Here is a 23,544-nt window from a genome sequence, read left to right on the forward strand (position 1 = left end):
AACAACAATACATAAACTATGAATTTTCATACTATTGAAGAAGCGATTGAAGACATCAGACAAGGGAAGATGATTGTAGTGGTGGATGATGAAGATCGTGAAAATGAAGGTGATTTGTTAATGGCTGCCGAAAAGGTTACTCCGGAGGCAATCAATTTTATGGCTCGTCAAGCAGGTGGATTAATTTGTATGCCAATTGTAAAAGAGAGGTTAGATGAATTAGATATCGACATGATGGTGTACAATAATACGGATGCAAAGCAAACTGCTTTCACCGTTAGTATTGATGCAGCGGATTGTACTACTGGAATTTCTGCTCATGAACGTGCTCATACCATTTTAAAAGTTTTCGATAAGGAAGCAAAGCCTGAAGATTTTACTCGTCCGGGACATATTTTTCCTCTAGTAGCTCGTAAAAATGGAGTATTGGTTCGCGCTGGTCATACTGAAGCTGCAGTGGATTTGGCTCGTATGGCTGGTTTGTATCCTGCTGGAGTGATTTGCGAAATCATGAATGAAGATGGCTCAATGGCTCGTGTTCCTCAATTAAAGGAATATATTGCCAAGCATGATCTGAAGATGATTACAATTGCTGATTTGATTGAGTATCGTCGCCAGACTGAAAGCATGATTGAAAAAGTAACTGAGACAGACATGCCTACCAAGCATGGAGATTTTAGAGCTCATGGTTATATCAATAAAATAACTGGAGAACATCATGTTGCTTTGGTAAAAGGTGATGTGAATACTGATGAATCAGTTTTAACACGTGTTCATTCTGAATGTTTAACGGGAGATGCTTTTGGATCATTAAGATGTGATTGTGGTGACCAATTGCAGGAAGCAATGAAAAGAATTAATGATGCCGGAAGTGGTGTTTTATTATATATGCGACAAGAAGGACGTGGTATTGGTTTAATTAATAAACTTCGTGCTTATCAACTGCAGGATATGGGAATGGATACTGTAGAAGCAAATTTAGCCTTAGGCTTTAAAGCTGACTTGCGTGATTATGGTATTGGTGCCGCTATTCTTGCTGATTTGGGAGTAAAGAATTTGAAGTTGATGACTAATAATCCTCTTAAAGTTGCCGGTTTAAAAGGATATGGAATCAAGATTGTAGATCGTGAAGAAATAGAAATGTCGCATCACGAGAAAAACGAGTTTTACATGATGACCAAAATGAAAAAAATGGGTCATATGTTGCATCAGGATGTGAAGTGGAATCTTCAGAATGATGACAAGAAAGTAAAAAGAGTGAAATAATTTGAATAAAATAACAGTAAAACAAGATATAAGATGAATACTATTGAAGGTAAATTAATCGCTGAAGGCTTAAAATTTGGAATCGTAGCTGGTCGTTTTAATGAGTTTATTGGAAGTAAATTATTAGGTGGTGCATTAGATGCTATTAACCGTCACGGAGCATCGGAAGATGATGTTGATGTTGCATGGGTTCCAGGTGCATTCGAAATTCCATTGGTTGCTAAAAAAATGGTAAAAAGTGGAAAGTACGATGCAGTAATCTGTTTAGGAGCTGTAATCAAAGGTTCTACTCCTCACTTCGACTATGTTTCAAGCGAGGTTACTAAAGGTGTTGCCAGTGTATCATTGGATACTGAAGTACCAGTTATTTTTGGTGTTTTAACCACTGATTCTATCGAACAAGCTATTGAGCGTGCAGGAACAAAAGCAGGTAACAAAGGATTCGAAGCAGCAGTTTCAGCTATCGAAATGGCTAATTTATTAAAGCAATTTTAATCTGGATAAGCGGATTTTGAGATAAAAAAAACCGATGATTTTACTCATCGGTTTTTTTTGCTTTAGAAGTTTTTCAACATCCTAACTTCTTCTTCTGAAAGGAATCTCCATTTTCCTCTTGGTATATTTTTTTTCGTAATTCCTGCAAAAAACACTCGGTCCAGTTTTTCTACTTCATAACCTAAATGTTCGAAAATACGACGAACAATTCTGTTTCTTCCAGAATGAATTTCGATTCCAACTTGAGTTTTGTCTTTTTGATCAGCAAAGCTAATTGCATCAGCTTTAATTTCACCATCTTCAAGCTCTAAACCTTTTGAAACCATATCTAATTCTTCCTGAGTAATTTCACGATCAAGGAATACATGATAGATTTTTTTCTTGTTGTAACTTGGGTGAGTTAAACGCTTGGTTAAATCCCCATCATTGGTGAAAAGCAAAACGCCAGTTGTCATTCGGTCCAATCTTCCAACCGGATAAACTCTTTCGTCGCAAGCATTTTTGATTAAATCGATAACAGTTTTACGTCCCATTGGATCATCCAATGTGGTCACAAAATCTTTTGGCTTGTTTAAAACGATGTATACTTTAGCTTCTGGCTGAAGCAGTATTCCATCCATGCAAACCTTGTCCTTCAGATTAACCTTAGTTCCAACTTCAGTAACAATATTACCGTTCACTGTTACTCTTCCATCAGCAATTCTAATGTCAGCTTCTCTTCTCGAGCAAGCACCAGTATTGGAAATGTATTTGTTCAAACGTAAAATACCATCAACAGGACCCATCATTTTGGCATGTGCAAGTTGTTTCTTCTTGCTGTAATGCTTTTTTTGAAGAACATCCTTCTTTGGCTTATTTTTAAATCTGTTTGCTCTTTTTTCTTCTAGCTCTTTTTCCGATATCTCATCCAATTCTCTCTTATTATCTGAGAATTTCCCTCGTCCTCTTTCATCTCTACGGTTTCTTGGATTCCAATCTCTCTTAGATCTTCTTGAATCTCTTGAAAAATCATCCTGCGAAGAATCTGAAAATGGTTTTCTATCTCCATCTTCCATGCGGAAATTTTTGTCAAATTTTCTTTTGCCTTTGAAAGAGCGCTCACCATCCTCATTGTTTCTTCTATAGTTCGAATCACGCCCTCTTTCGAATCTAGGTTTCGATTCATCTCTATTCGATCTTCTAGAATCTCTTGAAAAATTATCTTCCGAAGAATCTGAAAATGGTTTTCTATCTCCTTCTTTCTTGCGGTAGTCTTTGTCGAATTTTCTTTTGCCTCTAAAAATTCGATCTCCATCTTCTTTGCCTCTCCTGGAATCTGAACCATTCTCTCTTTCAAACCTAGGTTTCGACTCTTCAGAGTTTCTATTACTGTATCTTTTTGATCCAAATGAAGATCTCTCTCTACTTGGTTTACCTTTTCTATTATCTTCCATTTCTGAATAAATGATCAATGTTCTGAACCTGCAAAGGTATTAATAATCAAAGAATATATTAATTGTGTAGATAATAAATTTAAATTAAAAGGAGTGATGCATGAATTTGTTTTACTAATTTTGGATTTCAAAAGTTAAACAGTCTTACAAAGCTGTTATTATTTTGATCTTAAATTGATCTGTGAACATTAAACGAAACATATAAAATGACATTAATTAAATCAATTTCGGGAATCCGAGGTACTATTGGAGGTCAAGTTGGAGATGGCTTGAGTCCTCTTGATGTGGTGAAATTTTCAGCAGCTTATGGAACATGGGCTATACGTAGACATAATGGAACTAAAATAAAAGTGGTTGTTGGTCGTGATGCTCGTATTTCAGGCGAAATGGTTGACAAATTAGTTGTTGGAACATTAATGGGGCTTGGTATTGATGTAATTGAAATTGGATTGGCATCTACACCTACTACAGAATTGGCAGTAACGGAAGAAAATGCTCATGGAGGTATTATTCTTACAGCAAGTCATAACCCAAAACAATGGAATGCGCTTAAATTATTGAACGAAAAGGGTGAATTCTTGAATGATGATGATGGAAAATTAGTTCTTTCTATTGCAGATAGAGAAGATTTTCAATTTGCCGAAGTAGATGATTTAGGAAAAGTAACTTATGTTGATGATTACAATCAAAAGCACATTGATCATGTAATGTCATTGGATTTGGTAGATGTTGAGGCAATAAAGAAAGCTAATTTTTCTGTTGCTATTGATGCGGTAAATTCGGTTGGTGGAATTGCAATTCCTCAATTGTTAAAAGCATTAGGTGTGCAAAATGTTGTAGAATTGTACTGTGAGCCAAATGGACAATTCCCTCATAATCCGGAACCACTTCCTGAGAATTTGACTGAAATTGCGAATGTAATGAAGCAAGGAAAAGCTGATTTAGGTTTTGTGGTGGATCCTGATGTAGATCGATTGGCAATTGTGAATGAAGATGGAAGCATGTTTGGTGAAGAGTATACTTTGGTAGCTTGTGCGGATTACGTGTTGGCTAATACTCCTGGAAATACGGTATCAAACCTTTCTTCAACCAGAGCTCTTCGCGATGTAACCGAGAAACACAATGGAAGCTACGAAGCATCAGCAGTAGGTGAGGTAAATGTGGTGACTAAGATGAAAGCTAGCAATGCTATTATTGGTGGTGAAGGTAACGGTGGTATTATTTATCCAGAGAGTCATTATGGTAGAGATGCATTGGTTGGTGTAGCTTTATTTTTAACTCACTTGGCAAAAACTGGTAAAAAAGCATCTGAGCTGAGAGCGAGCTATCCAAACTATTTTATTTCTAAAAATAAGATACAATTAACACCGGAAATTGATGTTGATGCTGTTTTGGTAGCTATGAAAGAAAAATATCAACATGAAAATGTAAACGATATTGATGGTGTAAAAATTGATTTTGCCAATGAATGGGTTCATTTGAGAAAATCTAATACCGAACCAATCATTCGTATTTATTCGGAGAGTGAAAATGAAAAAACAGCTAATGAATTAGCTGAAAAAATCATTTCAGAGATAAAAGAAATAATAAAATAGATCTTTAGAGATTTTGTTATGAAAAGTGTAGCCGGTTTTCCGGCTACACTTTTTTTCTTTATAAAAGAAAAATTTCCGTAATCGTTTGCGTTTTATTCAGCCTGCACTTTAAGCGGTGAAAAATCTTTTTTTCACCTCAGTTTTCCTTCTCTATTTTTAATGGAATTTTGCACCAAACCAAGGCGTGTATTAACAGACCCGAATATCGTTTATTGCATGAAAGTCTTGTATGGGTGTTTTTACCCAATTTTCAAATCTCTAAATATATCAGAAAGTAGATGTTTATTTTCAATTTTTTATATATTTAAGGAATACTGTTGAAAAGCAGGTCTTTTTCTAAATTATAATTCGGCAATCTGTCTATATTTGTCGGTGTAATAAAGAAAAAATTCCTCATTAAGAAACGAATATAATTATATAATCAAAGATTAAAGCCTTATGAAAATTACCGTTGTAGGTGCAGGAAATGTGGGAGCAACCTGTGCAAATTGCATTGCTCAAAAAGAATTGGCAAACGAAGTAATTCTTGTAGATATTAAAGAAGGATTGGCAGAAGGAAAAGCCCTTGATATGTGGCAGACAGCTCCTATCAATTACTATGATACAAGAGTAAAAGGTGTAACTAATGATTATTCTGCGACAGCTGGTTCTGAAGTGGTTGTAATTACTTCTGGTTTACCACGTAAACCTGGTATGAGTCGTGATGACTTAATTTCAATTAATGCAGGTATTGTAAAATCTGTAACTGAAAATGTAATTCAGCACTCTCCAGATGCTATTATTATCATTGTATCTAATCCATTAGATGTAATGACTTATGCAGCTTTCTTGACTGCTAAAAAAGCATCGAACAAAGTATTTGGTATGGCTGGTGTATTGGATACAGCTCGTTACCGCGCATTCCTTGCGGAAGAATTAAATGTATCGCCTAAGGATATTCAGGCATTGCTAATGGGTGGTCACGGTGATACTATGGTTCCACTTCCACGTTATACTACAGTTGCTGGTATTCCTGTAACCGATTTGATCGAAGAAGACAAATTGAATGCAATTATCGAAAGAACTAAATTTGGTGGTGGTGAGTTGGTGAACCTTATGGGAACATCTGCTTGGTATGCTCCAGGTGCTGCTGCTGCTCAAATGGTAGAAGCTATTGTTCGCGATCAGAAGAGAATTTTCCCTGTTTGTGCATTACTAAACGGAGAGTACGGTTTGAAAGATATCTACTTAGGAGTTCCTGTAAAACTTGGAAAGAACGGTATCGAAGAAATTATCGAAGTTAAATTAAACGAAGCTGAGATGGAATTGTTGAAAGATTCAGCAGAAGCCGTTAAATCAGTGATGAAAGTTTTAGATGAAATGAATATTATTGCCTAATCAATTCATTTTATTAAAGGTAGGAGGTTGTCTCGTTTGAGATGACCTCTTTTTTTGTGCTTTTTTGTAGCTTTTTTAATCAAAATTTGTTTTTGATTTTGTTTACCAATAGTAGTGTAAATGTCTCTTGTTTTGGTATATTTGCTATCCTTTGTAAATACAGATAATGAAAATAGAGATTCCCATAGAGATTGTTGAGCTTGAAACGAACAGTTTTCATCTTTTGATAAGATGTAAGATAAATTCTTCTCAGGAAGGTGATTTGGTGATTGATACAGGTGCATCTAAAACAGTTTTGGATAAAAACTTTGTAGATGTGTATCAAAAAACAGAACAGGAAGAATCTGAAATGCAATCCAGAGGATTAGGGGAAGGAAGTATCGACACCGAAATGGCTAAAATTGAAAATTTTCAGCTCGGGAGTTTACTAGTTAATGATTTTTCATGCGCACTTATCGATTTATCAGGAATTAACGACATGTATCAGCAATATTGCCAACGCAAAATTTGTGGATTACTAGGAAGTGATTTTTTGTTGAATCATAAAGGAATTATTAATTATGATACCAAAATTTTACAACTGGAAAGCTGAGAATTGCATTTGATTTTCAAAAGTCTGGAAATGCATCAATTGCTGGATAATATTGAACAAAGGAATTTGAAAAAAATTGATATATTTGTGCGTTAATTTGAGGGTAAAAATATAATATACCACATAAATAAGAATTTTTAAACCTAAACACATGCGAAATAAAGGAGCGATTCGTCTACTCGCTATTGTCTTTGCGTTAGTGAGTTTGTATCAATTGACTTTTACTTACGTAACGAAAAAAGTTGAAAAGGAGGCTCAGGAATTCGGAGCCGGCGACATTAAAAAGGAACAAACTTATCTTGACTCGATAAGAGGAGAAGAGGTTTACAATTTCTTTTGGCTGAAAAAATACACTTACAAAGAGTGTAAAGAGTTAGAGTTGAATCTTGGTCTTGACCTTAAGGGAGGTATGAACGTTACCATGGAAGTTTCAGTTGTTGATATCATCAAAGCGATGGCTAACAACAGCAAGGATGAAACTTTTAATGCTGCAATTGCTCAGGCAAAAAAAATGCAGGCAAACAGTGGTAAAGGATTTGTAACCTTGTTCGGGGAAGCATTTAACCAAATTGATCCAAATGCTCAGTTGTCATCTCCTGATATTTTCGGAACTCTTGAGTTAAAAGATAAAATTCCATTTGGAGCTTCTAACTCTGAAGTGTTGAAGGTGATCAAAGAAGAAACTGATGCTGCGATTGATAATACTTACAATATCCTTCGTTCTCGTATCGACCGTTTCGGTGTTGCTCAGCCAAACATTCAGAAAGCTGATGTATCGGGTCGTATCATTATCGAACTTCCAGGTATAAAAGATGCAGCTCGTGTACGTAAGCTTCTACAAGGAACTGCTAGTTTAGAGTTCTGGGAAACTTATAGTGCTCCTGAAGTAATGGGTTATCTTAATGCAGCAAACACCAAGTTGGCAGAAATTAATGCTGCTGCAGATGTAACTGTTGAAGAAGCTGAGGTTGTTGAAGAAGCGAAAGAGGAAGCAAAAGATGAAGATGTTGCTCTTCTTGATAAAATCGAAGAAGGTGCACAAGATTCTTTAGCAAATACTCAAGATGCTAAAGCGATGGCTAAAATGTATCCATTGTTTTCAGTATTGAATCCTACTCAACAAGGAGGATCATCAAAAGCTGTTGTGGGAATGTCTCACATTAAAGATACTGCTGAAGTTAATGATATTCTTAAAATGCCAGCAATTAAATCAAGCTTACCACGTAACCTGAAATTTTTCTGGGGTGTGAAGCCAATTGATGAGGCTGGAAACGTATTTGAGTTGTTTGCAATTAAAGTTACCAGTCGTGATGGAAAAGCTCCTCTTGATGGTGATGCTGTAACTTCTGCTCGTGAGCAAGTTGATCAGCAAACTGCGAAATACGAAGTTTCGATGAGCATGAGTGGCGAAGGTGCTAAAGCTTGGGCTCGTTTGACAAAAGATAACGTAAACCGTGCCATTGCAGTTGTTTTGGACGGATATGTATATACTGCTCCTAATGTAATTGGTGAAATTAAAGGTGGTCAGTCTCAAATTACAGGAGGTTTCTCTGTTACTGAGGCGAAAGACCTTGCTAACATTTTAAAATCCGGTAAACTTCCTGCTCCGGCACACATTATTGCCGATGAGGTTGTTGGTCCATCTCTAGGTAAAGAGTCGATTGAAAAAGGTATGTATTCATTTATCATCGCTTTCGTGTTGGTATTGGTTTACATGTTCTTCTTTTACAGTAAAGGTGCTGGTTTAACTGCAAACATTGCGTTGATTGCCAACTTGTTCTTTATTTTTGGAGTTCTTGCATCATTGGGTGCTGTTCTTACCTTACCTGGTATTGCCGGTATTGTATTAACAATTGGTATGTCGGTTGATGCGAACGTACTTATTTATGAGCGTATTCAGGAAGAGTTGAAAGCTGGTAAAGGATTAAGCCTTGCTGTTAGCGATGGTTACAAAAATGCTTACTCAGCGATTATCGATGGTAACATCACTACTTTATTAACTGGTGTTATTCTTTACTTGTTTGGTGCAGGTCCAATTAAAGGTTTTGCAACTACATTGGTAATTGGTATTTTCTCTTCATTATTTGCAGCGATTTTCATTACTCGTTTGATTTTTGAAGCTTCACTAGTACGTAACAGAGCAATTACTTTCTCAACTAAGTTTACTGATAACTGGTTGCGTAATGCTAATGTTAAGTTTTTACAGAAAAGAAAAATATTCTATGTGGTATCTGCTGTAGCAATTACTTTGAGTGTTGCATCTTTAGCAACAAAAGGATTGAATCAGGGTATCGATTTTAAAGGTGGTAGAACTTATGTTGTAGCTTTCGATGATGCTGTATCTGTTGAAGGTATTGCTCAATCTCTTGATAAAGTTTATGGTCATGCTCCAGAGGTGAAAACTTTCGGTGGAGACAATCAAGTTAAAATTACTACCAAGTATAAGATTGAAGAATCGGGTACTGAGGTTGACGACGAGGTTGAAGAGTTACTTTATTCAGGATTGAAACCTTACTTGGCTGATGGTACTACTAAAGTGGATTTCTTAGAGAACAATCGTAAAATGTCTCAGAAAGTAGGTCCAACCATTGCTGATGATATTCGTACTTCTGCATTTTGGTCTATTTTAGGTGCATTAATCGTTATCTTCCTATACATCATGTTCCGTTTCTCGAACTGGCAATATGGTTTAGGTGCGGTTGCTGCCTTAACTCACGACTCGATTATTGTATTGGGTATCTTCTCAATTGGATATGGAATGTTACCATTCTCATTAGAGATCGATCAGGCGTTTATTGCGGCTATCCTTACAGTAGTAGGTTACTCTATTAATGATACCGTGGTTGTATTTGACCGTATTCGTGAGTACTTGGGATTATATCCAAAGCGCGATCGTGAAGAGGTTGTTAACAAAGCCTTGAACAGTACAATGCGTCGTACATTTAGTACATCGCTTTCTACAATGGTTGTATTATTAGCGATCTTCTTGTTCGGTGGTACTTCAATCCAAGGATTTACATTTGCATTATTAGTGGGGGTTATCGTTGGTACGTACTCTTCTCTATTTATTGCATCTCCTATTGCTTATGACACAAGTTTACGTGTTCAGAAAGCAGCTGCTAAAAAGAAATAATATTTAAAATATTATATTTCAATCCCTCGAATCTTTTGATTCGGGGGATTTTTTTTAGAATAAATTGTAAAGAATCTATGCTTACTCATAAGTTTACTTTCGTCATTTTCTGAAGATGGGTTTGTGATAATGAATTTACCCCCATTATTTTTTTTTGAAAGGTGTTTCATGATGACTTTACCTCCATCAATTTTTTGCGAAGGTTTTGTGATGATAATTTTACATCTATCATTTCTTGAGGATGGGTTTGCGATGATGAATTTACCTCCATTAATTTTTTTGGAATGGTGTTTCATGATGATTTTATATCCATCTATTTCTATGGATTGGTTTGTAATGATGATATTACATCTATCGATATTTGTGGATTGGGCTTCGATGGTGATTTTGTATCTATAATTTTTTGAGGATTGATGTGTACGTATGAACTTATATCCATTATGAATTGAATTAGCTTTAAGATTTTAGTAATACAGAAGTGCTAATTTGTTTGTTTTGAGTAGATCGGTTTAATAAGAATTAAAGTCAATCATCTCTTATTAGAAATTCTTGGTATATTTGTGAAAAATAGATTTCAAATGGATAGTATTCTTTTATTTATAAGCGGAGCAGAAATTGTAATTGTATTGGTTGTAATTCTTTTGTTATTCGGATCAAAAAAAATTCCGGAATTGGCTCAGGGATTAGGAAAAGGTATGAAGGAATTCAAACGTGCTGCTGATGATATTAAAAAGGAAATAAAAGACGAAACGGATATTCTTGAAGATATTAAGGATTTGAAAGATGATATCACAAAGAAATTGTAGTTTCAGTTAAATCTTATCTTATCCGTACCCGGTAAATTTTTTCATATAAATGGATTATTTGTATTTATTCCTAGGATTTATAATCCTGTTATATAGTGGCGATTTGCTTGTTAAGGGCGGAGTAGCGCTTTCTTCACATTTTAGAATATCAACTTTGGTAGTTGGAGTTACGGTTGTTTCTTTTGGAACATCGGCTCCTGAGTTGTTTGTTAGCTTGGATGCAGCATTGTCTGGTAGCCCGGATATTTCCATTGGTAATGTAGTTGGTTCCAATATTTCCAATATTGCATTAGTATTAGGTTTTACGGCAATTTTACTGCCTTTGCCTGTGCGAAGCAATTCGATAAAATACGATTGGCCTGTCATGATGGGTGCTTCGTTATTATTCTATGTTTTTATTCTAAATCATAAGTTAGAAACTTACGAAGGAATTATTTTTATAATCCTTTTGATCTCGTTTATGGTGTGGACCATTTGGAACTCGAGAAGGGAAAATAGGGGTTTGGCAGAGGAATTCCCAGAAGCAAAACATTCTATTCCAATAGCAGTACTTTTATTGATTGCATCATCGGTAGGACTGTATTTTGGTGCCAATTTATTGGTGGATAGCGCAAAAAATATTGCTATCGAATTTGGTGTTAGCGAACGTGTTATTGGATTGACGATTGTTGCCTTTGGCACATCGGTTCCAGAATTGGCAACTTCGGCAGTAGCGGCATTTAAAAAGGAGATGGACATTTCCATTGGAAACATTATTGGATCTAATATCTTCAATATTTTTGGTGTTCTAGGAGTTACTTCAATTGTGAAAAATATTAGGATAACTGAGGCTATCATATCTTTCGATGTGTTAATCATGCTAGCTATATCAGTACTTCTATTTTTACTAATATTGCCATTGAAAAAAGGAAAACTTCACCGATGGAAAGGGATACTACTTCTGTCTTCCTATTTTATTTATGTATATTTGGTTTTCATGAAATAGATGATTCAAAATGATCAGTGCAGAGCAAATCAAAAAAAGTTTTGGAGAGGTTAATGTTCTTAAAGGAGTTGATCTGACTATAGAAAAGGGAGAAATTGTATCAGTTGTTGGAGCCAGTGGAGCTGGTAAAACGACTTTGTTACAAATTTTAGGAACTTTAGATCGCCCTGATACCGGATCCATTATTTATGATGGAACAGATGTGTCTTTATTAAATGAGAAAGACCTTTCTACTTTTAGGAATTTAAATATCGGTTTTGTATTTCAGTTTCACCATTTGTTACCTGAGTTTACAGCATTAGAAAATGTGTGTATTCCAGCCTATATTGCAAAAAAATCAAAACAAGAAGCAACTTCCAGAGCAAAGGAGTTGCTTGAAATGCTAAATCTTGATCATCGTTTGGATCATAAGCCGTCTGAATTATCGGGAGGTGAAAAACAAAGAGTGGCAATTGCTCGTGCGCTTATTAACGAACCTTTGGTTGTTCTTGCCGATGAACCATCGGGGAATTTAGATTCAAAAACAAAACAGGAATTACACGAGCTTTTCTTTAGCTTACGCGATCAGTTCAATCAAACTTTTATTATTGTGACTCATGATCCGGAATTGGCTGAGATGTCGGATCGACAGATTGTAATTTCTGATGGATTAATAGAAAAGGATGCCTGATTTAAATTCGATAGAATTGAAAGAGTTTCTCGATGAGAAATTTGAATTGTATAATCGGGAATCTTTTATTGGTAGTGATCCGATTCAAATTCCTAAACGATTTTCAAAAAAAGAGGATATTGAAATTGCTGGTTTTTTAAGTGCGGGAATTGCATGGGGGCAGCGTCCTACAATAATTCGTAATGCGAATCGTCTAATGGAACTAATGGATGAGCAACCATTCGAATTTGTAACGAACGCATCGGATATTGAATTCAACACCTTTAAAGATTTTAAACATAGAACTTTTAATGGCGAGGATTGTATTTTCTTTTTAAAATCTCTTCGCAATATCTACAGGACCCACTCAGGTTTGGAGTCTGTTTTTACATTAGGATATAAACAGTCGGGTAATATTAAAGGTGCTTTATCTTATTTCAGAAAAGTGTTTTTTGAAATCGATCATCAGCAAAGAACCCAAAAGCACATTTCGAATGTTGATAAAAAATCTGCAGCTAAGCGCTTGAATATGTTTTTGCGCTGGATGGTGAGAAAGGATGATAGGAAAATTGATTTTGGCTTATGGAATAATATTAATATGTCAGATTTGTATTTGCCACTAGATGTACACACCGGTAATGTGGGTAGAAAATTAGGATTGCTAACAAGAAAGCAGAGCGATTGGCAATCGGTTGATGAAATAACATCAAATTTAAGAAAGTTGGATCCTACAGATCCGGTAAAGTATGATTACGCTTTGTTTGGATTGGGGATTTTTGAAAAGTTTTAGGAATGGCAAACAGTTATTTTGACTTCAAGCAGTTTAGAATTAATCAGGAAGGTTCTGCAATGAAAGTAGGAACCGATGGCGTATTATTGGGCGCCTGGACTGATGTTGAAGAAACAGAAAGAATTCTTGATGTTGGTACGGGAAGTGGATTAATTGCTATTATGCTTGCTCAACGAACTGAGGGTAATACAAAAATTGATGCAGTTGAAATTGATAGTGATGCTTATCAACAAGCTGTTGATAACTCGAACAATTGTCAATGGCATTCAAATATTAGCATTTATCACCAATCATTTCAGGAGTTTGAGAAGGAAAATTTGAACACTTACGATAGAATAGTAAGTAATCCTCCTTATTTTATGAATGGCTTAAATGCCAAAAGTGAAGGGAGAACAAAAGCCAGAAATGCTGATCATCTTCCTTTTGAGGATTTATTGAATGGGGCAAAAAAAATGCTTAAACCAGATGGTACCTTGTCAGTAGTACTTCCTATTGAAGAAGGCAATTATTTTGAACGAATTGCCCGATTGAATGGTTTTTGTTTGAAACGAAAAGTATCCGTTTTGCCCAATCCTGGAAAACCTGCAAAGAGATTTTTACTTGAATTTTCCTTAGAAGAAACTGAGGTTAAGGAATATGAAATATCAGTAGAAAATGGTCAAAGACATGTTTATTCGTCTGAATACATTGAGCTAACCAAAGCTTTTTATTTGAAGTTTTAATTCCTTTTTTCGAGCTGAAAGTTTACCCACCATTCTTCCAATTCAAATTTATTTTGGTAGGCTCCAGCCTTCAATTTATCTAATCTTTTGTTGATATATTCCTTACTGGTTAAAGCTGAAAAATATTCTTCATTGGCTTCATTAACACTTGATATACCTATGCTAATTATTCTTTTTTCGGGTATTGTGTTTGGGTATATTGTTTCAATAGGAATACGAACTCGTGAGCTATATAAAACCTGATTGTTGGTGCTTAAATAAACCTGAACAGCTTCATCTTTATTAATTGTAGATAGTAAAATACTTTCATTTATTCTGGTGTCAATGGTTTCATATGCCTGGAATCGATCCATTAATTCTTCTTGAAATTCAACGATAGAAAATCGGTTTATATATTTACGAAAGCTTTTATCAGTAAAAGGGAATTCAACAGGTAAAGGGTAATTAACCGCATAAACATTTTTTGAATGTCCATTAGGATCTATCCAAACACTTAGTCCTAGATTATAGATTTTTTGCAGTGTAATAGGTGAATTGGTTTCTAAAACAATATCCACAAATTTGTCATCGTTAAAAACCTTAATGCTTATTTTATCACTTGCATGATAAAAGTGGGCTTCCGATTTCGAAAAAATATCACTTTTACTATTGTCATTCCAATAGCTATTAAAATATTTTCCTCCTGAGCAGGAAGAAATAAAAATTAGAAGTATTGCAAGAGGTACTAAACGTTTTCCAATCATGAATTCTGTGCTTTAGTTTTCAAAAATATAAAAAGCTCATGATAATAGTGGGGATTAACATGAGCTTTTACTTGAATAAATGATGTTGGTGATTATATAATTTCTTCTTTTTCGATAAATTTTACACCTAGAATTTCCAATTCCCGAAGAACAGGCTCGTATATTTCTGGCATTGTAGGTATGTGTACACCTGGCATTTTTATTTTATCAGTTGCCAACAGTTTTGTGGCAATGGCAAGTGGAGTGCCTACTGTATAAGACATTGCAGTATGATCTTTATCGTTTCCCTCAAAGGTCATTGATGAAATAATTCGTTTTTTCATTCCAGTATTTTCATATTCAAATTGGTGCTGCATAACCAATAAATCTCTATCATTTGGACCTAAGACCCATTTCTTTTCAAGAATTCTTTGAAGAATCATGGCAGGTGTAGCATCTTTTATTCCTGATATTTCATCAGAGAAAATTCCCAGCCAAACCAACTTCTTCATGATTTCTGAATTTGGATCAATACCAACAAATTCACAGAGATTGTTTTCTGTTGTATTAGCATTTTCTGGAAGAAAACTATTGAGATATTCACGATTAGTTAACTGATGAGAGTTCTTCATTGAATAGGAATCATCGGTACAGCCCAGTTGAACCAAAATATTCCAAGCTTCCGAATATCCAGGTCGGCGCATGGTTCCTCTCATTATAGTTGGAATATCGCCCAAACCATAAAGATCGATGTATTGCAATGAATCACGGTTGGCATAAACCTCAAATTCTCCGTAGCCTTCAATTTCTGTTTGAATTAGATTGTTAAAAAGATGATTGTAAGGAATGTATTTGTAATGACCACCTTCTTTGTATTGAGCAATTCCTTGTCCTGCTACAACTACATTTCTTGGATTCCAGGAAAATTTGTAGTTCCAGGGATTGTCATCGCATGAAGGAGCAACCAATCCACCACAGAAAGATTTAAAAGAGAGTAATTTTCCACCTTCTTTTGATATCTGATCGATAATTTTCATTGCCGACATATGATCCAGTCCCGGATCAACACCAAGTTCATTTAGAAATGAAATCCCCAATTCTTTAGCTTCCTCGTGTAATTCTAATATTTCTTCGGATACATAGGAAGGTGTTAGCAAATGCTTTTTATATTTTAAACACTCTTTTGCTACAATAATATGCATAGAAGCTGGTACCATACTAATTACGATATCAGCTGCTGAAATTTCACTGGCTCTCTGTTCTAAATCTTTTAAATTAAATCGTAATGCCGTTCCGTTAGGATGAACTCCTACTTTTTTTTGTGCTGTTTCCAGCGACATGTCACCAACAGTAATATGCCAATTGTATTTTTCAGATTGTTTAAGCAAGTAGTGAATTAGGTCGGTTGAGGATAAACCTGCGCCTATTATTAGAATGTTTTTCATTGGGTTAATTTTATATCAAGTATCTGGTTGTGGTTTGTATATTTATACTTGTTTATTTTCTGTCTGATTTAAATTTACAACATTATGAAAGTAAATACCATGAGAATTGATAGAATTTTTGATAATACTTTTCTATAAGGGCATTTATATTTTATATCAGTTGTATATATCTATAATCTATTTTTAAGGAATGAGTATATTTGTTCGTGATAGAAAAAAATAAAAATTTACTCTAAATATATTTCCCTTGGCAAAACAGAAAAAAGCCGTTGAAACTCCTTTAATGAAACAATATTATCAGATGAAAGACAAACATCCTGATGCGATATTGTTGTTTAGGGTTGGTGACTTTTATGAAACATTTGAGAGAGATGCAGTTCGTGCATCGGAAATTTTAGGCATTACTTTAACTAAGCGTGCTAATGGTTCTGCATCTTATGTAGAGTTAGCAGGGTTTCCACATCATGCAATTGATACCTACTTGCCAAAATTGGTGAGAGCAGGTATGCGTGTGGCTATTTGTGAGCAGTTGGAAGATCCTAAAAAGACCAAAAAGATCGTGAAGCGAGGTATTGTTGAATTGGTAACTCCAGGGGTTTCATTCAATGATAATGTACTTGAACACCGGGAGAATAATTTTTTGGCTTGCGTGCATTTGGAGAAAAATTCTGCAGGAATCGCTTTTCTAGATGCATCGACAGGAGAATTTTTAACTGCAGAGGGAAATTTTGAATACATTGATAAGTTGCTTGGCAATTTCCAACCTAAAGAGGTTTTATATCAGAAAGGAAAGGAAAAGATATTTCATGAATTGTTTGGTGGCAAGTTCTATACCTTCACAATGGACGATTGGGTATTTACCGAAAGTGCTGCTAAAGATCGATTGTTGAGACATTTTGAAACAACATCATTAAAAGGTTTTGGAGTACAGAATCTTCGCAATGGAATTATTGCTTCTGGAGCTGTTTTGCAATATCTCGATATCACCAAACATAGTCAGGCTGGACATGTTACTCAGCTTTCCAGAATTGAGGAAGACAGATATGTATGGCTCGATAAATTTACAGTTCGTAATCTGGAATTATTTGGAGCTTTAAACGATGGTGCTCATACTTTATCGCAGGTAATGGATAAGACATTATCTCCGATGGGATCACGTTTATTAAAACGTTGGATTGCTTTGCCTCTTAAGGATATTGCTAGAATTAACAGTCGATTAGATGTAGTAAAGTTTTTTCATTCACGAGAGAACGAAGCTCTTACCATTGAAGATGAGATCAGACAAATTGGAGATTTGGAGCGTATCATTTCAAAAGTTGCAGTTGCCAGAGTTAGTCCAAGAGAAGTGATTCAATTGAAAAATGCTCTGTTAGCTATTGAACCAATTCGAGATTTCTGTATGCAAAGTGGAAACGATGGTCTTTTGAAAATTGGAGATCAGTTGAATCCATGTTTGAGTGTAAGAGAAAAGATAGAGAAGGAAATTAAAGCCGATCCACCAAATATGGTGAGTAAAGGCGGAGTGATTGCTGATGGAGTTTCCGAGGATTTAGATGAGTTAAGAAAAATTGCTTTCTCAGGTAAGGATTATTTGGTTCAAATGCAGGTTCGCGAAAGTGAGCGAACTGGTATTCCATCACTAAAAATAGGCTTTAATAATGTATTTGGATACTATATTGAGGTAAGAAATACACATAAAGATAAAGTGCCTGAAGAGTGGATCAGAAAGCAGACATTGGTTAGTGCCGAAAGATACATTACACAGGAATTAAAAGAATACGAAGAGAAAATTTTGGGTGCCGAAGAGAAAATTTTGGCTCTGGAAACTCGTCTGTACGATGAATTGGTGTTGGGAATTGCCGATTACATTTCAACCATACAGTTGAATGCTGCAATGATTGGTCGCTTGGATTGTTTGCTGTCTTTTGCACGTTTGGCAAGAGAAAACAATTATTCCTGTCCTGAAATAAACGATTCTCAGGTGATCGATATCAAACAAGGTCGTCATCCGGTTATTGAGAAACAATTGCCAATTGGTGAGCAATATATAGCCAATGATGTATTTCTGGATAATGAAAATCAGCAGGTGATTATTATTACAGGTCCTAATATGGCTGGTAAATCTGCTTTGCTGAGACAAACTGCACTAATTGTACTGATGGCGCAAGTTGGAAGTTTTGTGCCTGCTGAGTCGGCAAAAATTGGTTACGTAGATAAGATTTTCACTCGTGTTGGTGCTTCGGATAATATTTCATTGGGGGAATCAACATTTATGGTAGAAATGAATGAGGCTGCGAGTATTTTGAACAATCTATCTTCCCGAAGTTTGATTTTATTGGATGAACTGGGACGTGGAACCAGTACATACGATGGAATCTCCATAGCCTGGTCAATTGTAGAGTACATTCATGAGAATGTTAAGTCTAAAGCAAAAACTCTGTTTGCGACACATTATCACGAATTGAATGAGATGGAAAAATCATTCAACAGAGTGAAGAATTACAATGTTTCGGTGAAGGAAGTGAATAACAAAGTGATTTTCCTTAGAAAATTGGTTCCTGGAGGTTCAAATCACAGTTTTGGTATTCATGTGGCAAGAATGGCTGGAATGCCAAAATCGGTTGTGAAACGTGCCGATGAGATCCTTCTTCAACTGGAAGGGAATAAAAATGGAGAATCGCTTGGAAAACCTGTTGGTGAGATTGCACAACAGCGGGAGGGTTATCAAATGAGCTTTTTCCAGTTGGATGATCCGGTATTGGAGCAAATAAGAGGTGAAATTTTAGATTTAGATGTAAATAATCTAACTCCTATTGAAGCACTGAACAAGCTAAATGAGATAAAAAAGATCTCAGGATTATAATCAGAGAAAAAAAATAAAAAAAGTGAGGTGCCCATTATTAAAGGCTTTCGGCGCGTACTGTCTGAATTTCAATGAGTCAGAAAAGTGAGATCAATGGAAGCTTTTAAGATGATTTAAAAAAAACGAGATAATTATTTTTTTTCTTTTGCAGAATCAAAAAATACGCATATATTTGCATCGCAATTGAGAGAACAACGGTTCACTTTTAAAAAGCAAAATGCGAGAATAGCTCAGTTGGTAGAGCATAACCTTGCCAAGGTTAGGGTCGCGAGTTCGAGTCTCGTTTCTCGCTCAAAATCCAATAAGGATGCCCAGGTGGTGGAATTGGTAGACACGCTGGACTTAAAATCCAGTGGCCTTTTGGCCGTGCGGGTTCAAGTCCCGCCCCGGGTACTCAGGATGAAAGCCGTTTCAGAAATGAAACGGCTTTTTTTATATACATATACTTCATGTTTTTTTAAGGAATTGAATTGAGATTTTTCGTAATTTCGAATTGTAAAATCGATTCCAATGAACAAACTTATCTTACTACCCTTCTTTTTGCTTCTTTCTTTTGTTGTTAATGCTCAAAAAGTAGAAATCCTTTATTTTACCGATGCTCATAGAATATTTCCTGTTGACGATGTGGAAGGAGGTCGAGGAGGAGTTGCTCGCTTAAAAACAATCGCAGATCAAGTAAAAACAACAAACCCGAACACATTAGTAATACATGGTGGAGATTTGTGCGGAGGTGTTCTGTTTGGCGGAATGTACAAAGGAATGCCGATGATTGAAGCATTCAATGAAATTCCGGTGGATATCTCTAATTTTGGTCAGCATGAGTTTGATTTTGGTGTGGATCATACGTTGGAAATGCTTAGTAAGTCAAAATTCCAATGGCTGAGCTCGAATCTTAAAAACAGAGATGGTGGTACTTTTGCCAGTTTGCCAAAATATCTAATTAAGAAATTTGGCGACATGCGTATTGGTTTTATTGGATTAACCGATGCAATGAATTCAACAATGCAAACCAAGAGAGTGATTCAGGAAGATTTGTTGGTTGCCATATCAGATGTGATTGAAGAATTGAAATCGGTTGATGTTTTGATTGTAATCAGTCAAACAGATTTAAAAACCAATCGAGAAATCCTAAAACAGTTTCCCGAGATTGATTTAATACTTACCGAAGAGCAATACGAGTATGAGAGCAATGTTTTTTACAAAGGGAATACTCCAATCGTTTCTCCTGCGGGAAATATGAGTTCTTTGGCTAAAATAACGATCCAAAATAATAAAAAAGTGCAGGTAGATATGATTTCATTGGATTCAACAATTCAAGCGGAGAAATATCTTCGCGATATGGAAATTTACTATAAAAAGGATATGGATTTAAGATTACAAGAGAAGCTTTGTGACCTGGAAGTTGCTCTGGATTTTAGAAGTGGAATAAAGGGTGAAAGTTTGGCAGGGAATTTAATTAGTGATGCTTATCGTGAATATCATGATTCAAATGTAGGCTTGATAAATGGAGGAGGAATCAGAGCTGATATTTCAGCAGGTGATTTTACTTTAAAATCAGCGCGATCATTATTGCCATTTGGAAATAGAATCTGTCAGATTTTGATTAAAGGAATTGAGATGAAGAAACTACTTATACAGTTTGCAGGTGATACTAGGGGGCAACTTTTACATGTATCGGGCATTCGCTACAATTACAATCAAAAATTGAATTCTATAAATATTGAATGGAAAGGAAAAAAATTGCAGGATGATGATTTACTTACAGTCTCTTTAAACAACTATTTTCTTAAAAAATTAACTGTTGAATTTGAAATTTTAATTGATGAAAATGATCCGCTAGCGCTTGAAGATTTTGAGGTTTTGCGTAAATATTGTGCTAGTAGAAAAATGCTTCATCCTAAATTAGAAGGAAGATTTACGATAATTAGGAAATGATTTTAACAACGGAGCATAAAATTCCACAGAGATAATTATTCTGTGAAATTCTATGAACTCTGGGCTTATATTCTTTTAGGCTATAGATTTAATCCCAAAGTAATGTATAGGCTTCTTCCCGGAGCATATATTGCTTCATCACTTCCTTTTACAGATCTACTCAAATGCTCGTAATAGGCTTCGTCGAAAATGTTTCGAACTCCTCCTGTCAAATGAAATGAGTCTGATATAAAATAGGAAGCATTTAAATCTACAATTGAAAAATCCGGTGTTTCTGTTTCTCCATATGATTTTGCAATTCTACTTTGCTTTAAGGCATGTCTGAAATTAATTTCAGGGTGAAATTTATTTTTACAAAAATGAGCTCCAAAAGCATATCTAATATCCAAAGGCGGAATTTCAGGTAATGCCTGATTTTCATCTTTATTTTTACCGTAAGTATAAGCTAAATTAATACGATGGTAAAATTGCGAATTGATGGTTTGGTTAAAGCTGATCTCAAATCCGCGCATTACAGCCTTATCTATATTATCATACTGTTTAACACCTGGAGCACTGGACATTTTTGGTGATAAATCGTTTCGAATTTCAGCGCTGATATAGTCTCTTAACATGGATGCAAAAACATTAATATCCAAATTGAATGATTTTGATTGCCATGTAAAATTATAATCTATCTGGTAGTTGATTTCGGGATTCAAATCGGTATTTCCAATCCTTTCGTAAGGATCTACATCTACTGGAAGGTAATTTATGAATCGTTCGGTTAAGCTTCCACTTCGAGCAGCACGTCCAAACCAGATTCCCATTCTTACTTTATCAGAAATATCGTGAGTTGCTCCAATACTAAGAGAAAGATTCAAATCATCCGAAGGATCGCCAGAGTTAGCTAAAATGAATTCATTGGCTTTGCTTTTGCTTTCTGCCGAATTGTTGTCAATTCTGGTAGATGCAATAAAATAGGTATTGCCTGATGAGAAATGATACTCTCCAAATACGCCAATATTTGAAATTTTACTATCCTGCCAAATGTTGTCGTAAATTGTGTTGCCTGCCATTGGTCCCATCAACATTTCACGAGAGCGAGTACCATCAGCTTCTTCCGATTTATAATCTACTCCCGCAAATAATGAACTTTCTTTGAATTGAAAAGCCGCCTCTGATCTAAATGCATAGTTTTTGGTTTCAGCTTCGGTAATGGCATTTACTTTTCGCGGATTAAGGTTCTTAGTTAAATTATCCATTACATGATCAACAAAAGATGCATTTGTAGCAGTCGAAATGGATGCTAAGGCTGAATTGTTAAAAGTAATTTTGTGTCCCAGGCTAATAAGTTTGGTATCATCTTCTCGTAAATCCATATTTAAAGCCGGAAAATCAACATCTTCGGCGTAATTGCTATTTGCTGATATTTTTAAACTCTGATTTGAAGATAATTTTAGAACTCCCGAAAGTCCAATATTTCTCCGGTTAAAACTTGAAGTTACTTTGTCTCCATTTCCATCTTCGTAATCCGATCCTTCGCTGTAAGCTCCAAAAATTCCGAAATTGTAGAATTTTCCTTTAACTCCTGCCAGAGCTTCTGTTCTGAAAATTTTCCCATTGCTTTCGTAGTTGGTGGTTGCTCGTCCGAAAGCTTGAGTTTTATCGCTAAAGCTTTTTTGTGAGGATTTAAAATGAATGCTTCCCCCAAATGAATTGCCGTAGCGCAAAGAGTGTGGACCTTTCATGATTTCCACTTTGTCGACCATATTTAAAGGAATTTGACTGATTGGTGGATCCATTCGGTTTGGGCATGCTGCAGTAGCACCTAAACCATCATCCATAATAATGTTAATTTGGTTGTATTTGAATCCTCGTAAAACAGGATCAAAACCATAACTTCCACTTTTTCGAATTCCGCCGATTAATGCAGTCTGACTAAGAAAATCTCCGGCATCGTGCGATAGTTTATCGCTTGAGTTTACTTTCATCACATCTGATTCTGCTTTACCAGTTTTTCGAGCAATAACGGTTGTTGGCATTAAGGAAATATAGGCTTGGGTCAAATATAATTTTCCAGATTCCAGAGCGTCCTTTAGTTGAGTGCTCTTAATGATGATTTTTCCATAGTTAACATGTGATATTTGTAAGTTATCACCTTCATTGTAAACGATATTTATTTCGCCTGTTGCGGAAGAACTTCCTTTTTGATTCTGATACAAATAATGAGCAAATGCGATGGGCTCTTTCGTATCCTGATCGAGAATTTGAATGGTTTTTTGTGCGTAAATCTGAAATCCTAATAGTAGAAAACAGATGGACAATATATTTTTCATCCTTGATTTTTTAAGGTAAGTAATGATGTACTCCTGAAAATTAGGGGTACAAAGAATTTCGATATCAATAAATTGAAATTGATTTCGAGAAAAATGGATATTTCGATAGATTATGAGTTCGGAGGATGATATATGTCTGATATCCCTGTAATGGGACTTAAATTTTTAAAAAGGAAAGAAACCTTATTTTTTGAAATTATTGGTGTTGGTAGTTGTGTGGAAGTATAAAGAATGAAGCATTGAATTTCTTTCTCAATAACTAATTGATCGTTTTTTGATTTGTTTTCTTCCTGTTCTTTGATTTGTTTTTTTAAATGACATTTACCATTGCATTCCATTTCGGGTTTGTCTTTGTTCTCGCAAATTTCTGCGAATATATCTTGGTTGATTTTAAAATTTAGCACGATAATGGCTGTCT

18 protein-coding genes and 2 tRNA genes are annotated in these 23,544 nt (G+C 35.4%); 16 read left to right on the forward strand and 4 right to left on the reverse strand.

Annotation, left to right across the window (positions count from 1 at the left end; all coding sequences use genetic code 11):
* The first annotated feature begins 18 nt into the window (after nucleotides 1-18).
* Together GCQ56_RS17280 and ribE are read left to right on the forward strand one after the other, a co-directional pair.
* On the forward strand, nucleotides 19-1,266 hold the full coding sequence (locus tag GCQ56_RS17280; protein WP_152735792.1) for a bifunctional 3,4-dihydroxy-2-butanone-4-phosphate synthase/GTP cyclohydrolase II: 1,248 nt from the start codon (nucleotides 19-21) through the stop codon (nucleotides 1,264-1,266).
* A gap of 33 nt (nucleotides 1,267-1,299) precedes the next feature.
* Nucleotides 1,300-1,761, forward strand: coding sequence for a 6,7-dimethyl-8-ribityllumazine synthase (ribE, locus tag GCQ56_RS17285; protein ID WP_152735793.1), 462 nt, complete (start codon nucleotides 1,300-1,302; stop codon nucleotides 1,759-1,761).
* 62 nt (nucleotides 1,762-1,823) lie between these two features.
* Here the strand turns inward: ribE and GCQ56_RS17290 are convergent, their stop codons facing one another.
* On the reverse strand, nucleotides 1,824-3,194 hold the full coding sequence (locus tag GCQ56_RS17290; RefSeq protein WP_152735794.1) for a pseudouridine synthase: 1,371 nt from the start codon (nucleotides 3,192-3,194) through the stop codon (nucleotides 1,824-1,826).
* 206 nt (nucleotides 3,195-3,400) lie between these two features.
* Here GCQ56_RS17290 and glmM point away from each other — a divergent pair, with 206 nt between their 5' ends.
* The 10 genes from glmM to GCQ56_RS17340 all read left to right on the forward strand — a co-directional run bounded on the left by glmM (nucleotide 3,401) and on the right by GCQ56_RS17340 (nucleotide 13,843).
* Complete coding sequence (gene glmM, locus GCQ56_RS17295; RefSeq protein ID WP_152735795.1) at nucleotides 3,401-4,789, forward strand: phosphoglucosamine mutase; 1,389 nt, start codon at nucleotides 3,401-3,403, stop codon at nucleotides 4,787-4,789.
* A 438-nt stretch (nucleotides 4,790-5,227) separates the two neighbouring features.
* Nucleotides 5,228-6,166: a malate dehydrogenase gene (gene mdh, locus GCQ56_RS17300; RefSeq protein WP_152735796.1), complete on the forward strand. Its 939-nt coding sequence runs from the start codon at nucleotides 5,228-5,230 to the stop codon at nucleotides 6,164-6,166.
* Nucleotides 6,167-6,332: 166 nt separating this feature from the next.
* Nucleotides 6,333-6,758: a retropepsin-like aspartic protease gene (locus tag GCQ56_RS17305; RefSeq protein ID WP_152735797.1), complete on the forward strand. Its 426-nt coding sequence runs from the start codon at nucleotides 6,333-6,335 to the stop codon at nucleotides 6,756-6,758.
* A gap of 151 nt (nucleotides 6,759-6,909) precedes the next feature.
* Complete coding sequence (gene secDF / locus GCQ56_RS17310; protein WP_152735798.1) at nucleotides 6,910-9,891, forward strand: protein translocase subunit SecDF; 2,982 nt, start codon at nucleotides 6,910-6,912, stop codon at nucleotides 9,889-9,891.
* A gap of 168 nt (nucleotides 9,892-10,059) precedes the next feature.
* Nucleotides 10,060-10,290 (forward strand): hypothetical protein, encoded by a 231-nt coding sequence (locus tag GCQ56_RS17315; RefSeq protein WP_152735799.1) that lies wholly within the window; start codon nucleotides 10,060-10,062, stop codon nucleotides 10,288-10,290.
* 179 nt (nucleotides 10,291-10,469) lie between these two features.
* A complete protein-coding gene (gene tatA, locus GCQ56_RS17320) occupies nucleotides 10,470-10,697 on the forward strand; it encodes a twin-arginine translocase TatA/TatE family subunit (protein ID WP_152735800.1) in 228 nt (75 codons plus the stop codon).
* 49 nt (nucleotides 10,698-10,746) lie between these two features.
* Nucleotides 10,747-11,682 carry a calcium/sodium antiporter gene (locus tag GCQ56_RS17325; RefSeq protein ID WP_152735801.1) on the forward strand — a complete coding sequence of 312 codons (936 nt, stop codon included), beginning with the start codon at nucleotides 10,747-10,749 and terminating at the stop codon, nucleotides 11,680-11,682.
* 10 nt (nucleotides 11,683-11,692) lie between these two features.
* Nucleotides 11,693-12,352: an ABC transporter ATP-binding protein gene (locus GCQ56_RS17330; RefSeq protein ID WP_152735802.1), complete on the forward strand. Its 660-nt coding sequence runs from the start codon at nucleotides 11,693-11,695 to the stop codon at nucleotides 12,350-12,352.
* The gene (locus tag GCQ56_RS17335; RefSeq protein WP_152735803.1) at nucleotides 12,345-13,121 is read left to right on the forward strand and encodes a TIGR02757 family protein; all 777 of its coding nucleotides are present in this window, start codon (nucleotides 12,345-12,347) and stop codon (nucleotides 13,119-13,121) included. Before GCQ56_RS17330 ends, GCQ56_RS17335 begins: the two co-directional genes overlap by 8 nt.
* A 2-nt stretch (nucleotides 13,122-13,123) precedes the next feature.
* Nucleotides 13,124-13,843 carry a tRNA1(Val) (adenine(37)-N6)-methyltransferase gene (locus GCQ56_RS17340; RefSeq protein WP_152735804.1) on the forward strand — a complete coding sequence of 240 codons (720 nt, stop codon included), beginning with the start codon at nucleotides 13,124-13,126 and terminating at the stop codon, nucleotides 13,841-13,843.
* Here GCQ56_RS17340 and GCQ56_RS17345 read toward each other — a convergent pair.
* Together GCQ56_RS17345 and GCQ56_RS17350 are read right to left on the reverse strand one after the other, a co-directional pair.
* Nucleotides 13,840-14,586: a hypothetical protein gene (locus GCQ56_RS17345; protein ID WP_152735805.1), complete on the reverse strand. Its 747-nt coding sequence runs from the start codon at nucleotides 14,584-14,586 to the stop codon at nucleotides 13,840-13,842. The genes GCQ56_RS17340 and GCQ56_RS17345 overlap by 4 nt on opposite strands.
* 92 nt (nucleotides 14,587-14,678) lie before the next feature.
* The gene (locus GCQ56_RS17350) at nucleotides 14,679-16,010 is read right to left on the reverse strand and encodes a saccharopine dehydrogenase C-terminal domain-containing protein (protein WP_152735806.1); all 1,332 of its coding nucleotides are present in this window, start codon (nucleotides 16,008-16,010) and stop codon (nucleotides 14,679-14,681) included.
* A 247-nt stretch (nucleotides 16,011-16,257) separates the two neighbouring features.
* On the opposite strand from GCQ56_RS17350, the gene mutS reads away from it, so the two are divergent.
* The 4 genes from mutS to GCQ56_RS17370 all read left to right on the forward strand — a co-directional run bounded on the left by mutS (nucleotide 16,258) and on the right by GCQ56_RS17370 (nucleotide 20,808).
* Nucleotides 16,258-18,873 carry a DNA mismatch repair protein MutS gene (gene mutS / locus GCQ56_RS17355; RefSeq protein ID WP_227006105.1) on the forward strand — a complete coding sequence of 872 codons (2,616 nt, stop codon included), beginning with the start codon at nucleotides 16,258-16,260 and terminating at the stop codon, nucleotides 18,871-18,873.
* Nucleotides 18,874-19,092: 219 nt separating this feature from the next.
* Nucleotides 19,093-19,165, forward strand: a tRNA-Gly gene (locus tag GCQ56_RS17360).
* A 17-nt stretch (nucleotides 19,166-19,182) separates the two neighbouring features.
* Nucleotides 19,183-19,266: transfer RNA gene (locus GCQ56_RS17365), tRNA-Leu, on the forward strand.
* A 117-nt stretch (nucleotides 19,267-19,383) separates the two neighbouring features.
* On the forward strand, nucleotides 19,384-20,808 hold the full coding sequence (locus tag GCQ56_RS17370; protein ID WP_152735807.1) for a bifunctional UDP-sugar hydrolase/5'-nucleotidase: 1,425 nt from the start codon (nucleotides 19,384-19,386) through the stop codon (nucleotides 20,806-20,808).
* Between the two features lie 80 nt (nucleotides 20,809-20,888).
* Here the strand turns inward: GCQ56_RS17370 and GCQ56_RS17375 are convergent, their stop codons facing one another.
* Nucleotides 20,889-23,126 (reverse strand): TonB-dependent receptor domain-containing protein, encoded by a 2,238-nt coding sequence (locus GCQ56_RS17375; protein ID WP_152735808.1) that lies wholly within the window; start codon nucleotides 23,124-23,126, stop codon nucleotides 20,889-20,891.
* Between the last annotated feature and the right edge of the window lie 418 nt (nucleotides 23,127-23,544).

The sequence above is a fragment of the Marinifilum sp. N1E240 genome, from assembly GCF_009295825.1.
GTDB lineage: Bacteria > Bacteroidota > Bacteroidia > Bacteroidales > Marinifilaceae > Marinifilum_A > Marinifilum_A sediminis.

What these genes read in the sequence shown, in the direction of transcription:
- GCQ56_RS17280 (WP_152735792.1), top strand. Translation starts at nt 19, where the DNA reads ATGAATTTTCATACTATTGAAGAAGCGATTGAAGACATCAGACAAGGG.
- ribE (WP_152735793.1), top strand. Translation starts at nt 1,300, where the DNA reads ATGAATACTATTGAAGGTAAATTAATCGCTGAAGGCTTAAAATTTGGA.
- GCQ56_RS17290 (WP_152735794.1), bottom strand. Translation starts at nt 3,194, where the DNA reads ATGGAAGATAATAGAAAAGGTAAACCAAGTAGAGAGAGATCTTCATTT.
- glmM (WP_152735795.1), top strand. Translation starts at nt 3,401, where the DNA reads ATGACATTAATTAAATCAATTTCGGGAATCCGAGGTACTATTGGAGGT.
- mdh (WP_152735796.1), top strand. Translation starts at nt 5,228, where the DNA reads ATGAAAATTACCGTTGTAGGTGCAGGAAATGTGGGAGCAACCTGTGCA.
- GCQ56_RS17305 (WP_152735797.1), top strand. Translation starts at nt 6,333, where the DNA reads ATGAAAATAGAGATTCCCATAGAGATTGTTGAGCTTGAAACGAACAGT.
- secDF (WP_152735798.1), top strand. Translation starts at nt 6,910, where the DNA reads ATGCGAAATAAAGGAGCGATTCGTCTACTCGCTATTGTCTTTGCGTTA.
- GCQ56_RS17315 (WP_152735799.1), top strand. Translation starts at nt 10,060, where the DNA reads ATGATGACTTTACCTCCATCAATTTTTTGCGAAGGTTTTGTGATGATA.
- tatA (WP_152735800.1), top strand. Translation starts at nt 10,470, where the DNA reads ATGGATAGTATTCTTTTATTTATAAGCGGAGCAGAAATTGTAATTGTA.
- GCQ56_RS17325 (WP_152735801.1), top strand. Translation starts at nt 10,747, where the DNA reads ATGGATTATTTGTATTTATTCCTAGGATTTATAATCCTGTTATATAGT.
- GCQ56_RS17330 (WP_152735802.1), top strand. Translation starts at nt 11,693, where the DNA reads ATGATCAGTGCAGAGCAAATCAAAAAAAGTTTTGGAGAGGTTAATGTT.
- GCQ56_RS17335 (WP_152735803.1), top strand. Translation starts at nt 12,345, where the DNA reads ATGCCTGATTTAAATTCGATAGAATTGAAAGAGTTTCTCGATGAGAAA.
- GCQ56_RS17340 (WP_152735804.1), top strand. Translation starts at nt 13,124, where the DNA reads ATGGCAAACAGTTATTTTGACTTCAAGCAGTTTAGAATTAATCAGGAA.
- GCQ56_RS17345 (WP_152735805.1), bottom strand. Translation starts at nt 14,586, where the DNA reads ATGATTGGAAAACGTTTAGTACCTCTTGCAATACTTCTAATTTTTATT.
- GCQ56_RS17350 (WP_152735806.1), bottom strand. Translation starts at nt 16,010, where the DNA reads ATGAAAAACATTCTAATAATAGGCGCAGGTTTATCCTCAACCGACCTA.
- GCQ56_RS17370 (WP_152735807.1), top strand. Translation starts at nt 19,384, where the DNA reads ATGAACAAACTTATCTTACTACCCTTCTTTTTGCTTCTTTCTTTTGTT.
- GCQ56_RS17375 (WP_152735808.1), bottom strand. Translation starts at nt 23,126, where the DNA reads ATGAAAAATATATTGTCCATCTGTTTTCTACTATTAGGATTTCAGATT.